This window comes from Mesorhizobium sp. M1312, assembly GCF_040318115.1.
In the GTDB taxonomy this organism is placed as follows: Bacteria; Pseudomonadota; Alphaproteobacteria; order Rhizobiales; family Rhizobiaceae; genus Mesorhizobium.
The window spans coordinates 18265-34206 of the sequence record NZ_JAMYLQ010000028.1; the positions used below are offsets into that span (position 1 = coordinate 18265).

General features: G+C 60.8%; 10 protein-coding genes and 5 pseudogenes. 11 read left to right on the forward strand and 4 right to left on the reverse strand.

Features of this window, described 5'->3' with window-relative positions:
- The first annotated feature begins 284 nt into the window (after positions 1-284).
- Positions 285-530, forward strand: coding sequence for a hypothetical protein (locus tag NKH36_RS26335; protein WP_352961229.1), 246 nt, complete (start codon positions 285-287; stop codon positions 528-530).
- Between the two features lie 412 nt (positions 531-942).
- Entirely contained in the window at positions 943-1218 is a 276-nt protein-coding gene (locus NKH36_RS26340) for a hypothetical protein (RefSeq protein WP_352961227.1), read from the forward strand.
- Positions 1219-1917: 699 nt separating this feature from the next.
- Here the strand turns inward: NKH36_RS26340 and NKH36_RS26345 are convergent.
- Positions 1918-2941: pseudogene (locus NKH36_RS26345) on the reverse strand (IS110 family RNA-guided transposase).
- Between the two features lie 415 nt (positions 2942-3356).
- Positions 3357-5978: an AMP-binding protein gene (locus NKH36_RS26350; RefSeq protein ID WP_352965121.1), complete on the reverse strand. Its 2622-nt coding sequence runs from the start codon at positions 5976-5978 to the stop codon at positions 3357-3359.
- A gap of 271 nt (positions 5979-6249) precedes the next feature.
- Between NKH36_RS26350 and NKH36_RS26355 the strand changes: the two are divergent.
- A pseudogene (locus NKH36_RS26355) lies at positions 6250-6621 on the forward strand (IS110 family transposase); the annotation flags it as partial.
- A 12-nt stretch (positions 6622-6633) separates the two neighbouring features.
- Here NKH36_RS26355 and NKH36_RS26360 read toward each other — a convergent pair.
- Together NKH36_RS26360 and NKH36_RS26365 are read right to left on the reverse strand one after the other, a co-directional pair.
- Positions 6634-7047 (reverse strand): annotated as a pseudogene (locus NKH36_RS26360) (diguanylate cyclase domain-containing protein); the annotation flags it as partial.
- Positions 7036-7206 (reverse strand): annotated as a pseudogene (locus tag NKH36_RS26365) (IS110 family transposase); the annotation flags it as partial. The pseudogenes NKH36_RS26360 and NKH36_RS26365, both read right to left, overlap by 12 nt.
- A gap of 15 nt (positions 7207-7221) precedes the next feature.
- Here NKH36_RS26365 and NKH36_RS34910 point away from each other — a divergent pair.
- The 8 genes and pseudogenes from NKH36_RS34910 to NKH36_RS26400 all read left to right on the forward strand — a co-directional run.
- A pseudogene (locus tag NKH36_RS34910) lies at positions 7222-7296 on the forward strand (7-carboxy-7-deazaguanine synthase QueE); the annotation flags it as partial.
- 381 nt (positions 7297-7677) lie between these two features.
- Positions 7678-8109, forward strand: coding sequence for a ParB N-terminal domain-containing protein (locus NKH36_RS26370; RefSeq protein WP_352961263.1), 432 nt, complete (start codon positions 7678-7680; stop codon positions 8107-8109).
- Positions 8106-9479, forward strand: coding sequence for a Y4yA family PLP-dependent enzyme (locus NKH36_RS26375; protein WP_352961225.1), 1374 nt, complete (start codon positions 8106-8108; stop codon positions 9477-9479). Before NKH36_RS26370 ends, NKH36_RS26375 begins: the two co-directional genes overlap by 4 nt.
- Positions 9480-10490 carry a cysteine synthase family protein gene (locus NKH36_RS26380; protein WP_352961223.1) on the forward strand — a complete coding sequence of 337 codons (1011 nt, stop codon included), beginning with the start codon at positions 9480-9482 and terminating at the stop codon, positions 10488-10490.
- Positions 10487-11626, forward strand: coding sequence for an NAD/NADP octopine/nopaline dehydrogenase family protein (locus tag NKH36_RS26385; protein WP_352961221.1), 1140 nt, complete (start codon positions 10487-10489; stop codon positions 11624-11626). Before NKH36_RS26380 ends, NKH36_RS26385 begins: the two co-directional genes overlap by 4 nt.
- On the forward strand, positions 11626-13515 hold the full coding sequence (locus tag NKH36_RS26390; protein ID WP_352961219.1) for an IucA/IucC family protein: 1890 nt from the start codon (positions 11626-11628) through the stop codon (positions 13513-13515). Before NKH36_RS26385 ends, NKH36_RS26390 begins: the two co-directional genes overlap by 1 nt.
- A complete protein-coding gene (locus tag NKH36_RS26395; RefSeq protein WP_352961217.1) occupies positions 13512-14735 on the forward strand; it encodes an MFS transporter in 1224 nt (407 codons plus the stop codon). The genes NKH36_RS26390 and NKH36_RS26395 overlap by 4 nt, the downstream gene beginning before the upstream one ends.
- A gap of 95 nt (positions 14736-14830) precedes the next feature.
- Complete coding sequence (locus tag NKH36_RS26400; RefSeq protein WP_352961261.1) at positions 14831-15907, forward strand: ABC transporter substrate-binding protein; 1077 nt, start codon at positions 14831-14833, stop codon at positions 15905-15907.
- Positions 15908-15942 lie beyond the last annotated feature (35 nt).

Genomic DNA, 15942 nt, shown 5'->3' on the forward strand with positions numbered 1-15942 from the left:
ACGTGTATCCTCACAGCATTCCACGGTGAAATTCAAAGCCACATATTGCCGTCTGTCGCGGTTCGTTGCATTCGGAAAAAAGAGCGCGACTATGAGACGGCGCTAAGCCGGCTATTTCGCTTGCCCAGAGAGTTTTTTGTGAAGCAGAAAGCGACGACAACACTGATGCATCTCGCCGTGCCCTCGCCAAGATGATGGGACTCGGCCGAAAGCCGAATGAGCCCGAAAGCCGGCTCCTGAGAAACGGACGGTCCGGTTCGCGCTCAGGAAGCTGTCGGCCCCTCGTGGATTTCGCGCCGGACTGCTGCTCGATCAGGTTCCAGTCGATCGCCCGTGTCAGGATCGGCAGAAGGTTCGGGAGCTCGCGCGCCATTTCGGTGTCGGGCACCCCGCACTTCATCGACAAGAGAACGGGCGACGGTTCCGGCCAGATCGCCAACCATGTGATGGCGCACCCCGATCCGGACCTCTTATGGTACGGCGAACTGGAATGCGCCCCCTGCCATGATGCGCTCATCCAGAAGAGGTGAGAGGCTACGCGATCGGGTGTGATGAGAGTGGAGGCGCATCCCGTCCGACAATCTGTGGAATCGGCAGCCTTGATTAACGTGTGCGATGTCTGACCCTAGCCATCCATGGCGGAGTGCTCTCGCTGAGGTTAAAGGCAGCCTCTTCAGCCTCGTACCGGGTCAGCCCGGTGAGCGGCCGACCGTATCTCTCGGCGGGAAGCCCTGTCAGGCTATCGATCACCGACCACAACCCTGATTCCGACGGCAGAATCTTGTAGCGCCTCATCGAGCCCTCGCGTGCTATAAGCTTAGAGAACTGCATCTTTACCGGAAAGTTCCGCAGTGCAGCATCAAAATGTTGCGACGCACTACGAGGGGTCCTAGTTCATATGAGAACTGACCGGCCCGAAGCTGATGAGGTGGAACGGCCCCAATGCGCGTCAGGGATGGCCGCTCAACGGGTGAAGACCCCTTTGAGAGGCGGCGGAATGATTTAGAGATGGCACCAAAGCCGATAATCCCACCCGAACAGCTCTCGGAGGAGACGAGGGAGCTTTTCGACCTGTTAAATCACGAGGCGGACTTGGCGGTCATTCTGATAGCCACGCGCTTCTTAGATGCCTGCCTGAAATCCATCCTGGAAAACCACTTTTTAGAAGGTAGCACGAGCGAACGCATCTGGGGCATACAGGCATTCTCGGTGCGCTGAGCGCCCGAAGTGACCTGCTATGTGCTGGGACATCGCCAAGCAATGCAACGAACTGTCGACCAGTGAGCTAATCGGTATGGGGCCGGAGCAAATGACGCTACGCGCAAGGTTCACTCTGTGCGTAGCAATGCTCGCGAATTGGCTTCTGATCACAGCTTTGCAGATCAAGCAAAAGCTGAAGGTTACATCCCCGCGCGACCCAAAGCTCATACGGTACACCACATCGCCTCCACCGGAGTAAGGCATTTCGTTCGGCAGTTTTTCGCAAGCATTCTGCCCGAAGGACAAGTGAAGGCTTTTCCGACGTTCCGAACGTTTGTTCAATGACCGCGTTCAATCAGAACCTCGTATTGGCCAACGGTAGCTTGTGGTATAGACGGCGCTGCCACGCCATGTCGGCGTTGGGCGCATTGCTGCTCGGCGACCTAGGGGCCGTGTATGGACGGCTCTCCGTTGGCAAGGGATTTGTGAGCTTTTGCAGTTGCTGGTTGGTGCGGCCATGTATCCGACCTGTAGGTGCGGCCTTTCATGTGCCGCTGGCCATAATGCCATTCGCGCGTCTCAGGTCCCGATCGAAAGCTCGCACTTATAGTGCACGGCCCCAGTGGGTTTTCCCGATCCGGCGGTTTCAACCGGCTTTGTGCATTAGCTCCTGTCCGCCCTTTCCAACCTCGTCGGCGACCGCTCGCCTTGTCTGAGTTATGCGATTACCGGTTCCCTGTAGCGCTCGCCGCCGGTCATCAATGCCCAGACCATGCGGGCTGTCTTGTTAGCCAGCGCAACCGCCGCGACCTTGGTCGTTCGTCGTGCCATCAACTGCACGAGCCATGGGCGCCTGGTCCCGTTCCGCTCGGCATAGCGGATGACTGCCATCGCCCCGACGACGAGCAGCTGGCGCAGGTAGCGATTACCTGCCTTGGAGATGCTGCCGAGCTTCTCCTTACCCCCGCTCGAGTTTTGCTTCGGCACGAGCCCTATCCAAGCCGGGAGGCATCGCCCCGACTTGAATGCGTGCGGATCGGCGACGGTCGCAACGAACGCACTCGCCAGCAGCGGGCCAACGCCCGGAATCTCCATCAACCTGCGACCCAGTTCGGTCTCTCGCGCACTCGCACGGACCCGGCGATCGTTTTCGAGGATCTGTTCCTTCACGACACGAAGCTGTGCTTCAAGCATCCTCAGGCAAAGCCGTGCGTCGGCCGGTATCCTGGCATCGTTCTCGTCGTTGATGACCACGAGAAGTTGCTCAATTCCATTACGCCCGATCGGCGCCACGACCCCGAACTCGGATAGGTGCGCCCGCAACGCGTTCCGATATCTGTGTGCGCTGGCGGTTGAGCATCAATCGAACCCGGTGCAGCATCATCACACTCTGTTGCTCAGGCGACTTCACCGGCACGAAGCGCATCGTCGGTCGTGTCACGGCCTCGCAGATCGCCTCTGCATCTGCAGCATCATTCTTCTGCCGCTTCAGATACGGCTTCACATACTGTGCCGGCAGCAGCCGCACATCGTGGCCACGCGCGATTAGCTCGCGAGCCCAATAATGCGACGAACTGCACGCCTCGATCCCGACAAGGCATCGCTGCAAACTCTCAAAGAACGGCAGCACACGCCCACGCGTCAACTTCCTGCGAACTGCAACCTCACCAGCCGCATCCACGCCGTGGACTTGAAACACGGACTTCGCAATATCCAGACCGATTGTCGTAACGTTGCTTATCATAGCGCTCCTCCAGCTCTAATCCCGCGATCATACCGCAGGAAGGGAGGAGAGCCGTCCACCGCATCAAGAGCGGATCGGCAGTTTCTGGCGTCCATCGCGCCGGGCGTTCGCACCCGAGAACACTCACGTCGTGGCCTAGCTGTGAGCCGATTGTTCAACGCTAAGTCCTGGAATTAACTCCAAAGCCAAGCGGGGTACGGCACTGTCGGCACCGGCTGGACCCGGATATCGAGGCGCCGCAAGCGGAGACGGAGCTGACATCCTGCATGATCGCGTGGTGATTGATCCCCTGACGGTTATTGCCGGCGATCTGTGGGAACCGTTTCCCCTTTTCCACCTGCTCGTCGCCATGGCCAAGATCGGCCAAGCCGACTTTGTCGAAGTGGCGTCCCCGTTCTCCGGCCAATCTGTCTTATTCGGCTGCTTCCAATGGGCCACCGACGACATGGCTCCGCCAACCGAGGCGGGAGGCTCGCCGATACGCAAGCCAGCCAATAAATTGTTTTTGCAACCAGAATACTGCCAAGCCTGATGCGAGACCAATCGAAATGGCCGCTGCCGGCCCGGAAGGCTGCTGCGTGCCCAGGTCGAGTTGCGGAAGCAGCCAGTCGGGGATTACGCGGTGAAAAAGATAGATGTGATAGCTGGCGGCAGAGACCGGCAGGATGAGGCGCGCCGCCCAACCGGGCAATGTAATGCGCGGAATGAAAAGCAGGACGAACACCGCGCCGAGCACCAGCATGAACTTGACCCAGGAACCTGTCCAATTGCCGCCCCACCAGGCCAGCACCAGGCAGAGAACAGTGGTGACGGAAAAGAACGCCTTCCGTTTCGGCGGCGTGTCGAGGAAGTACAGGCACCAGCCTAGGACGGCCAAATAAAGGATGTCGGGCAGTGTGAATATTTGCGGCCCGCCGATGTACCAGACGAGTGGCGTGAGGAACTTGGCTGCTACCGCAATTGCCAGCGCGAAAATGCCAGAAGCGAGCGGCATTGCATGTGCGATGCGCCGCGCCTGCGGAATGGAAAACAGGATCACCCATAGAAGAATGGTCTGCGCATACGCCTCAACGAACCAGTAGAGATACGGCACCATGTGCGGCGGTGCGGCAAAGCCGAGATTGCCACTCAGGAAGACCGAAGGCCATAGCACCTCGCCACGCGCCAGGGAGAAACCCGCGACGATGGGCGCATAGAGCGCAAGGTTGGCTGCCAGCGGCCGCAGCACCGCCAGACCATCGCCGGCGAACAGCCGCTGGCGCTGAAAGCGAGCCAGGCTGAACCCGACCAGCATCACGAGTGTGGCGGCTCCGCCCGGAATGGGCCAGAGCGTTGCGTGATGGATGACAACCAGCAGGATCGCGGCAGCACGCAGGACCAGTTGACTGTCGATGGACCGATTATGGTTCCTGGGTTCGGCGGTTCGGGCAAGGTCGCCAAGGGGCATGGTTTCCCATCCCTCCGGCAGGCTCCCGAGTTCACGTTCCAGGGTCAGCGAGAGCTGCACATAGAGCAGCGAGTCGCCGCCGAGCTTTTCGAAAGTGTCGCTGGGACCAACTTGACGCGGATAGAACGCATTCCTGAAGGCGTCCAGGACATTCATGGCCATCTGCTGGCGCGGGGCTCGCAGGCGAGCCTGGAGCGAAGCATAGTCGATCTTCCCCGAGGCGAGTTTCCGCAACGACGTCGCCCTGCCGACTTCGAGGTGCGGCCTTGGCAATCCGCTTGCAGCCATCATGACCTGGAGCACCTCGTTGTCGTCGACATTGGGTGTCGTCACCATCGCCAGAATGCGCTCATCGTCTCCGACGACTGCTGCGGCGATCCCAGCTTTCTCAAGCGCCGTTTCGATCGCGTCGTGGCTCAGGCGGAGGCCCGCGATCTTCGACATCCGCTTGCGGCGACCGACTATCGAATAGAACCCGCGATCATCACGCTTTGCGATGTCGCCTGTACGCAAATCCGCGACTTCGTGCGCCCTTGCCAGATCCGTCCGTCGATGGGCATAGCCCATCATCACATTGGGACCGCTGTAGATGAGTTCGCCCGGCTCGCCATTTTGTTCGATTGGCCGGCCGTCTTCATCAGCCAACCAGAGTTTGCCGCCCGGGATGGCAATGCCGATGCTGCCCAGATTGCCCTCGAGCTCGCCGGGGGGAACATAGGCGATGCGAGCAGTTGCCTCGGTCTGCCCATACATCATGAAGAAGCAGCCAGAGTTGTCCGCGAGATGACGCCGAAAGGTCTCGGCCAGAGCTTGTTGCATGCGTCCGCCGGCTACCGTCATGAAACGCAACTCAGGCAAGTCGTGCCTCCGGAAGCCGGCGTGGTCCATCATTTCGAAGGAGTAGGGAACGCCACTGATATTGGTGCAGCGCGCTTCGCGCATCTCTTGAGCAAAGGCGGCGTGGGAGGCACCGTGTTTGGGGAAATAGATGCTGGCACCTGCCTCTAGATGAGAGTTCAGGACCGAGAGGCCGTAAGAATAGTGGAATGGCAGGACAAGCGCCGCCCGGTCCCGATGGCCGAGTTCCAGATAGCTGACTATGGCTCCCGCATTGGCCTCGATTGCGGCGGCTGACAGGCGAACATACCGGCTCTTGCCGGTGCTGCCGGAGGTCCCGAGCAGCACGGCGAGATCGGGATGCAGTGGGCCATTGGACTCCCCAGCTTCCGTGCGGCAGCGCCAGCGGGCGTCTACGCGTCTGCAGATGATTTCGGGCGAATAGTCGGCGACGAAGCCGTCCAGAGCCGACGCGTCGCATGGCGGGATCAATGCGACGGCGTGCTTGCCGTGCATGGCTGCCAAATAAGAGATGACCGCGTGTTCCGTCGGCTCGGCTGCTACCGCGACCAGCTTTTTCTCCGGTCCGAACTCGGCTGCCACCGCTGCGACACGCAGCGCAAGATCGCGGTAGGGGATCGGCGTGCGGCCGGGAAAGATCAGCGCCGGACGATCGCCGTGTTCTTCCAAGCGCCGGGTCAACCCCATTCCCCTGATCTCCGTCAATTTGAAGAGGCTCATTGCAGCCATCAGTGCAGTCGGGGACGGCGGCTATCACGTTTGTTGAGTGATTGCATCAACTTTTACGGGATGTCTTCGCGCGCGAGCGGAGGGCGAAACTACGATGTCCAGCGTGGTCGCCGGCAACGTCTGCTATCGGGCAACAGCAAAGATCACCTCAATGACCGACTTGCTGAAGATCCTATGGGGATGGAAGGCGACCAGCGCTCTGCCAAAGTGAAGTCGCCAAACATCACCTGGAGGTCAGCATGCAAGCCAACATCACCAAGGCCCGGCCGCTATCCGCGTCGATCTTGCCGCAATATTTGTCTCGTTAGAACTGTCTCGTTCAAAATGGCTCGTGACTTCGCTTTCGCCAGGTGGGGGCGAGAGAATGTCGAGACACCTCGTGTCGGGGGGCGACATTCCGGGTTTGCTCGATCACTTCGCAGAGCTGCAACGAAAGGCGGAAGTGCGGACAGGGCAGCGTTTCCGGGTCATATCAATCCAGGAAGCTGGTCTGGATGGATTCTGGATACATCGGGTCCTCGAACGCGAAGGCATCGAGAGTTATGTCGTGGACCCGGCATCCATTGCACATCGCGTCGCCGCCGGCGGGCCAAGACCGACAGGATTGACGGGGGAAGCACTGGTTCGAGCGTTGTTGGCCTACATCTCCGTGCAACGGAGCCAGCGCGGTCCCGATTGTAACCTCGACGCCGATTCGATGGGAATCCAGATCGTAGGTGGTCAAGACCGCCTGCCTAAGCATGGTGAAATTGACGGCTTCCGCCTCAGAAAAGACTGTACTTTGCACGACGACGAATTCGTCACCGCCAAAGCGTGCCACGAAGTCCTTTTCTCCAACGCTGCACCGCAGCCTCTCGCCGAGCTCCTCCAACACGGCGTTCCCCACATGGTGGCCAAGCGAATCGTTGATCTGCTTGAACCTGTTCACGTCGACGAAGTGGACGGCGAACCCCTCGGGCTGCTGGCCCAATCGCTTGTCCAGTGCGTCTGACAGTGCAAACGAGTTTGGTAGCTTTGTCAGGTGATCAGTGAAGGCCTGTTGTTTGATGGTGCTGTTGGCCCATAACAGCCGGGCAAGGGAAACGGCGTCCCGGCGGTTCGTCTTCACCCGATCGCCGGCTGCCTCGGGATCAGTGACGGTGCAACCACGGTGCATTCGTGCCCGAGCGACTGGATCAGGCGATAAAGGCCAATACCCCGTGAGCCCAGCCTCGTAGCAGAAATGCACATGATCAAAGCGGCTGGCAAGGTGACCCGCGACAGATGGTTTGAGGCGCGCGTGCTGCTACAGCTTCACGTTCTACTCTGGGGGAACAAAGGGGCGTCTAGCCCACGCCCTGCCTTCCAGCGGCAACGGCCTGGCATCTCTCGGCTAAGTCCATCGCGGGGCACCACAGTCACCTTGCAATCGCGATTTGTCGAGCCTCAGCCGTTTGACACGTGGAACTGTAGCCGAAAATCGCGGCGATGGCCTCGTCTCGAACTGGTTGGTGACTGCATGTGGTTAATACCATTCAGCATCGCCTAGACGTGAAAAGCACCCGGTGGCTTGCTCCGACAAGGCCGTCTCCGGCAATACGCCTTGATGCGCGTTGACGACATGGCTTCGACTGGTTATAGAACCCCCGCGAGCTAATCATGAGAAAAACACTCATGATAGCCAGCTCTGACCGATCTCGTGAAAAGCAGGCTGGCCGCAATGCAATATTGCCTTCTTCCCCCATCATCTTTGATTCCTACGGAAGAGGTCGACCCGGACAGGGTTGCGGAGCTGCAGACGCAGATCCTGCAGGCGGGCTGCTGGACTATCCCCATCACGGCAGAGAAAGATACGCTATTCGTGATGGACGGCCATCATCGGCTGACCGTCGCGCATCGTCTGCAACTCGCGTTGGTACCGGTGATCCCCCTGGATTACAGCACCGTAAGGGTGGAGAGCTGGCGGCCGGGAGAGACGATCACGCCGGCGCGCATCTTCACAATGGCCCGCAGCGGCCGGAAATTTCCCTGCAAGACGACGCGGCATATTTTTGAGCAAAGCCTACCCGCCTGCACCCTGCCTCTGGAAAGCTTGCGCCACCCGGCTCCGGCAGCGCGCCCGGCAACAGATATGCAAGGGGTATGGGCATGACCCTTCATTGCCACAAGCTTGGCGCGGCTCTGCCCCCGGTTCTGCGGCCGTCGACGGCTGAACTGTTGGCCCGCGATGCACAGCGTCTTGCGGAATGGGTCGCGCGACACGGCTCGCCGCTCAATCTGATCTGGCCCGATGAGCTGCAGAAGAACCTTGCGACACTGACGGGCGTGTTGACAGAAAGCGATGTGGCGCATGCGGTTTATTACGGGGCGAAAGTCAACAAATCGCCGGGGCTGATGGAGGCGGCGCTCCGCGCCGGCGCCGGTATTGACGTCTCGAGCCTTTACGAATTGCGCGACGCCAGGCGGCTTGGCGCCGATGGCGCACGGCTTGTAGCGACAGGCCCGGCAAAGACGGCGGCATTCCATAGCGAGCTCGTTGGCTGCAGCGCTCTGATATCGGTGGACTCACCGGAAGAGCTTGGCGATCTTGTGAGCTGCTTGCCGGTGGGCCAAGTGGTCCAACCGATCCTGCTCCGCTTGCGCCCTACGGAACAGGGCATGAGCCGCTTCGGCATGCCAGCGGACGCCATCCAGCATTGTCTTTCGCGCATCGCTGGTGAAGGCAGGCTGCGCTTCGACGGGTTGCATTTCCACGTAAGCGGCTATCGCTGGGAGTCCCGCGCGGCAGCGTTGAGGGAAGCCGCCAGCTTGATTACCGAAAGCCGGGCAAGGGGATTTGATCCGCGCATGATCGACATCGGCGGCGGGCTGCCAGTTCAGTATGTCGATCAGCTGGCCTATCAGGCGCATCTGAAGGCACAGGTCCCCGAGGACTACCGGACCGGAAAAGTCCCGGGCTCCTTCTACCCCTACGGCGGCGCGCTTTCGGCGACTGACTGGCTGCGCCAGTTCTTGCATGCGCCGATGCCCAAAGGCCGCAGCATCGCCGGGTATTTTGCGGATGAGGGATTGGTGTTGGGAATGGAGCCGGGGCGTGCATTGGCAGATCAGACGGCCATCTCCATCTTCCGGGTCTTAAGAGTGAAGGCCCTCAGTTCCGACACTTGCGTCATTTTTGTCGAGGGCAGCAGTTTTAGCGCCTGCGAAACCTGGTTCGCATCCGAATTCCTGGTCGACCCCATTTTGGTGCCGGTCACACCGCCATCCGCCCTGTCAAAACCCGTGCGAGGCTATCTGGCCGGTCATAGCTGCCTGGATGAGGACGTGCTTTGCAATCGGTGGCTTACTTTTCCCGTGGCCCCGCGCGCGGGAGACCTTCTGGTTTATGCCAACACCGGCAGTTACCAGATGGACCTCCTTGAAAACGAATTCCACCGCCACCCGATGCCGCGCCGCCTATGCGTGGTTCGGGATGCACATGGGCAGCCAGCACTCGTCCCCGACATAATTGGAGAGGCATAAATGCTCTGCACGACCACAACCCAGCTGATCGGCCAGACACCGATCATGTCGATCGCCGTGCCGAACCGCGACGCCACACTGGTGCTGAAGATCGAGAAGAACAATCCCGGCGGGTCGATGAAGGATCGTATGGCGCGCAGCATGGTGTGTGCCGCGCTCGAGGACGGGCGGCTTGCCGCCGGTGGCACGATCGTCGAATCCTCGTCCGGCAACACCGGCATCGGGCTGGCGCTGGCCGCACTGGAGTTCGGTCTGCGCTTCATCGCCGTGGTCGATCATCATGCCGCGCCGGACAAGATCCGCATGATGCGCGCGCTCGGCGCCGAAATCCGCTATGTCGAAGGCCATTTCCGAGAGGACGAAGTTGCGGTGGTCGAGCGGCAGCGCCTGGCAGCCCAGCTTGGCGCCCAACTTCCCGGCGCGCTGTTCATGAATCAATCCGACAATCCGGCAAATCCGGAAGGCTATGCCGGTTTTGTCGAAGAGCTTCTGGCGCAGCTCCCGAACGGCATCAACGCCTTTGTCGGCTGTGTCGGCACCGGCGGGTCGATGACCGGCATCGCCCAGCGCCTCAAGCGCCACAATCCTACCGTGCGCACGATCGCGGTAGAGCCGGCCGGTTCGATCGTCTTCGGCAAGCCCGGACATCCCTATTACCAATCGGGAACCGGAACGCCGGCAGGTGATGAAGTCGGCAAGGTGCTCGATTATGGCTGCATTGATGAGGGGGTGCAGGTCACCGACACCCAAGCCTTCGAGACAGCGCGCTATATCGCCCGGCGCAGGGGCCTGCTGGTGGGTGGTTCCACCGGCGGCACCATCTACAAGGCGCTGGAGTTCATAGCGACGGGCAAGTTGCACGGCACGGTCGTCACACCGGTGGCCGATGGCGGCGAAAAATATCTCGGTTCGGTTTTCGACGATGATTGGATGGCACAGCGCGGCTTGCTGGATCCGGCAATTGCCGACCGGTTGGATGGGTGGCTGGCCGCAAAGGCATGCGCAGCATGAAGGTGACGATCTGCGGCGCGGGCCGCACCGGGCATTTGAACGCAGTGCTCTTCAACCAGCGTCCCGGCATTGCGGTTTCTGTCCTCACTACCTCTGCCGCGGTTGCCGAAGGATGGGCAAGCGGCGACGATGTCTGGCAGGCACACACGCCGGACGGTAACGTCCTGAGCGCGCGGCCCGACTATGTCGGCACCGATCCGGGCAAAGCGCTGGAAGACGCGGATATGGTGGTCGTGACCCAGCCGGCCCAGGTGCGGCCGGCGCTTCTACGCCAGATCGCTACCCACCTTCCGCGGAACAAAAAGGTATTTCTCGGCGCGATCCCCGGCTTTTGCGGTTTCGACTGGCTCGCGGCGAAGATCCTTTCGGGCCACGACAATGTGGTGATCTGGGGTATGAAGGATGTTCCCCATACGGCCTTTGATCTGGTTCCGGGCAGACGCGTGCGTATGGGTGGCGCCAAGGCGCAACTCTTTGCCGCCCTTCATCAGCGCGAAAGCAGCGCCGACCGCGCTGTGCTGGCCGAGATGCTCGCCCGGCTTTTCGACGCGCCCGTCGCTATGCTGCAGAATTATCTGGAAATCACGCTGACGCCGGGCAACGCACTGATGCACCCAGCCGTGCTCTATGGCCTGATTGGCCCGGGCGCCCCTTGGCAGGACAAGCCCTTTGACAAACCCATATGTTGGTGGAGCGACTGCCCTCGCGCTAGCGCCGAATTGCTGGAGGCGTGTGACGCGGAAAACCAGGCGATCCGTGGTGCGATCGAGGCGCGTCTCGGGATTGATCTAAGCACTGTAAAGCCTCTCCGGCAGGAACTGATCGAGGCTTATGGCAGCCAGATCGGGGACGACCGCACCATGTATACGCTTCTGCGCACGAATCGCGCCTATGCCGGCATTCGCGCGCCGCTCGTACCCAATCCGCACGGGTATGGTCTTCTCATCGATCGCGAGAGCCGCGCCTTCCACGAAGATATCGCCGTTGGTCAGGCCTTGCTCGTGGAGATGGCCGCGCGGCTGAATGTGGCCATCCCGGCCATTGCGAAAACCTATCACTGGGCGCGTCGCTACCACGGAGGGCTAGCCGAGGGTGCACCAGCCTATGTGCCTGCCGACTGGCCAGAGGCGGCCTGATGGACGAGAGGGCTTCTTCCGCGCCGGATACCCAAGCCCAACCGCGCGATGCGCGGCTTTGGACGGATGCATCGCGCAATGCGCTCGCCCGGCTGGTCCGCTGCCTGTTTGCCGAACGCCTTCTTGAACCGAAGACTTTGCTGTGGGCGCGCGATGGCCGCCAAGCGTGGCTCCCCCTCTGGCCTTCGCGCCGCGTCCTGCATTTTACCGATTTGCGCCGTGCGCCTGCCGGAACATTGCAAAATCGCGGGCACATCGAAGTGCTGGACGGAACCGGCGCCCGGCACCGGCTCGATGATCCGTCCGCCCTGATAACGGAGGTCTCCCCGGCATTGGCGGTTTCGGCCGCCCCGGATGGTCTGGCGCAACTGTTGCGCGACGTGGACAACAGCATGCGCAACGACGTCCTGGCGCGTCGCCACCGGGAGGGCTGGAGCGCAGAACTGCGCCCGAAAATAGCCGACGCAGGTGTGCCCGGCTTCCTCGCCTATCTCGAACAGAGTTTGCCGCCGCATTTGGCGGCCATGACCCTCGATCAATGGGGTGCGCTCGAAGGCCATCCCTTCTATCCGACATGGAAGGCCAAACCTGGCCTGCCGCCACAAGAGGTGACCGCGTTATCGCCCGAATTCGGCGCCCGGGTGCGCCTGCGCATCACGGCGCTGCGCAAGGAATGGGCCTATGTCGAGAAGATGCCGCATGTCGGCAGCTATTCGGAATGGTTTTCGCAAAACTTTCCTGACCTCTGGCGCGACTGGGCTGAAGGTTTGAAAGAGCGCGGAAAGTCGCCCGGGGCCTGGCTTCCTCTCCCCGTCCACGGGTGGCATCTGGACAATTTCGTGCGCCGGGAATTCGAGTCCGAGATTACGTCCGGTGTTTTGCACCCGGAAGGCCCCGAGATCGTGACGCTGCCGTCCATGTCGTTCCGCACGATGCTGCCGGACACACAGGAGCCCAGACCCTTCATCAAACTGCCGGTGGCAATTTGGCTGACCAGTGAGCAACGCACCCTCCAGGCCAAGTCGATCCATATGGGACCCCGCCTCAGCACTCTGATTTCCGACATTCTGGCAAAGGAGGAGGATCTCCGCGACACGCTGGAGATTTTCACCGAAGAGTTAGGTGCAATCCTGCGCCATCCCGATACGGGTGACGAGCATCCGGGCCGTTTTCTGTCGGTGGTCTTCCGCAATACGAACGCTCTGGTGCGCACCGACGGGCTGATGCCAGTAACCGTCGCGGCGCTCCTGACGGCAGGTCCAACGGACGATCGCCCGCTCATTTGCGAATTGATCGCGAGAAACGGCAACGAAGCCGAGGCGGATGTGGCGGCGTTTTTCCGCGCCTATGCGCGCACCGTCATCCGGCCAACCCTTGCCATGTATCTGCTATACGGGATCGCCTTTGAGGCGCATCAGCAAAACAGCCTGGTATTGTTCGACCATGCCGGCCACCCACGAAAGTTGCTGATCCGCGATTTCGGCGACGGCCGCAGTTTCGCGCCGCTGTTCGAGGAACGCGGGCACTGCCTAAAGCCCTTCACCCAGAGAGGGATTTTGCCCACGACGTTCGATGAAGACATCAGCCTCGTGCGCTCGTTCGTGATCGATGCCTGCTTCGTCTGCCACCTCCATGAGATCGCCCTGTGCTTGTCGGAGCAATATGGACTGGCGGGCAACAGCCCGTGGCGCATCCTGAGGGAGGAGACCGAAGAGGCATTCGACGCACTTCGGCCGCGCGTGTCGTCCGATGAGTTCTGGCTGCGGGAACGCGCGGCCTTTCTCGAAAATCCGTGGCCGACGCGCTCGGTGCTGCGGATGCATCTGGAGCGGTATCGAGACTATCGCGTCGAACACCAACTGCCCAATCCGCTGACGGCAGTGGAATGACAAACGCCTCTGCCGCCGTTCGGGGTTTCGGGCCTGTTTTCGCGCTCCTGTTCGGCTTGCAATTCGTTTCCATGGGCGCAATGGAAATGAGCGGCCCCTTCTGGCCGGTCCACATCAAGGCGTTGAGTCCTTCCGACAGTGTCTTCAGTCTCGCCGGAATCGGCATTTATATCTGTCCGATGCTCGGCGTATCGCTCACCAGCGCCTTTTGGGGGCGTATGGGAGATCGCTACGGCAACCGGCTGATGATGGTTCGCGCCTTGGCCGGTTTGGCGATCACGCAACTGCTCATCGCCTTTGCGCAAGATGTCTGGACAATTTTGGCTCTGCGCTTTTTGCAGGGCGCCTTTGCCGGCTACATCGCCCCGGCGCAGGCCTATGCCGTGCAGATTAACGGAGGACGCGACCGTGCCGGCCTGTTTGCCTGGCTTCAGGTGGCCACCAATGTCGGGTCGCTGGGTGGCGCTTTCCTGGGCGGCCTCATACTAGACGCCTGGCCTTTCACCGCCATCAATCTGACGGCCGGCGTGATCTGTGCCCTGTGCGCCGCCACCGCCTGGGCAAGTCTGCCTGTGCCGCCAAACGGGATTATTTCCGTACGGTCAGCAACCGCGAAAATTACTGCCCATGCACCCACGGGGAGTGCGCCGGTGCCGGGGCTTCTTGTGCTGATGGGGATGTTGCTCGCAAGCCGCATGGTGCTGCAGGTTCCGTTTTCCTTATACATGACGCAAGTTTTTGGCGCACAGCACTGGGTCACCGGCTTGAGCTACGGACTTCTGGCGCTGGGCTTTGTCGTGGGCGCGCCCTTGTGGGCGCGGCTGTTCGAGGGGCGCGCGAAATCCTATGTGCTCGGCTGGAGTGTGTTGATTTCAGCCGATTGCCTTGCAATCACCCATTTGGCCGGGATCACCGGGTCTATAGGCTTTTTTGCAATGCTGTATTTTGTCTGGGGCGCTCTACTGGGAGGAACAACGCCGGCTCTCCTGTCACTCATTTCGGCGGCAACGCAAGACGACCGGCAGGGTTCGGTGCTGGGTCTTGCGCAAAGCTGCCAGCAGGGCGCCTCGGTAGTCGGCATCGTCGCCGGCGTTGCGGTCACTCAGTTTTTTGGTCTCGACGCCGCGTTCCCGCTCGTCTCAACCCTCTACGCCTTATCATTCTTAGTGGCGCTCGGCATATGGCTCAAAGCGCGCCATTCACCTGACGAAGGAAGTTGATCGTGAAGAGATATCGTCCGCTGTTGCATGCCGCGATCGCGGCCCTTGCAGTGATCGTGGCTGGCCCGGCACCGGCATTTGCCGGGGAATCGGCGATGATGGAGGCGCAGGCGCCGCTCATCGTCACCGATATTGCCGGCCGCGAGGTAAAGCTGAATGCGCCCGTCAAGCGCATGCTTCTGGGCGAGGGCCGTCAGCTCTATCTCATAGCATCTTTGGAACCCGAAGATCCGCTGGCTCGTATCGTTGCCTGGCGCAACGACCTGATCGAGGCCGATCCGGCGACTTACGCGCAATATCTCAAAGCGTTTCCCGACCTGGCAAAGCTCACCGCTTTCAAGGGTTCGGAAGACAGCCTGGTCGATATCGAGTCAGCCATCATCCAGAAACCCGACGTGGTTCTGCTCAACCTTGAAGCCATGCGGGCCAATGAAGACGCCAAATTTGTCGAGAAGCTGGCGGCGCTGGACATTCCGGTTCTTTACATCGACTTCCGCCATTATCCGCTGGAGAACACCGAGCCAACCATCCGCCTCCTGGGCAAGATCATGGGGCGCGAGGCGCGCGCGGAAGAGATCATCGCGTTTCGCCACAAGGCCATGGCGCGGGTGAGCGACGTCCTCGCCGAACACAAACCGCAACGTCCAAAGGTCTTCATCGAGCGTATCGGTGGTTATTCCGACGATTGCTGCCTGTCTTTCGGCGCCGAGAACTTCGGCAACTACGTCGAGCTCGCCGGTGGTCACAATATCGGCAGCGACATCATCCCGGCGACATTCGGGCAGCTAAACCCCGAACAGGTGATCGCCGCCAACCCCGATCACGTGGTCATTACCAGCGCCGACTGGGAGGCCTATGTCCCCGGCGGACACTGGATCCCCCTCGGTCCCGGCGCGGACCCGCAGGTGATGCGCAAAAAGCTCGAATGGTTCCCAACCCGCAAAGCCTATACCGGCATTGCAGCCCAAGAGACGCGAAATTTCCACGGCATCTGGCACCAGTTCTACAACAGCCCTTATGAATTCATCGCAGTCCAGCAGCTGGCGAAGTGGTTCCACCCGAACCTGTTCGACGATCTCGACCCCGATGCAACCTTTGCCGAATATCACCGCCGATTCCTGCCCATCGATCACCAGCCCGGCTACAGCGTCACTCTCTCCGATAGCCCGTGAGGGCCGATGTCCGGGCCGAAGCGGTTTCCCGCTCG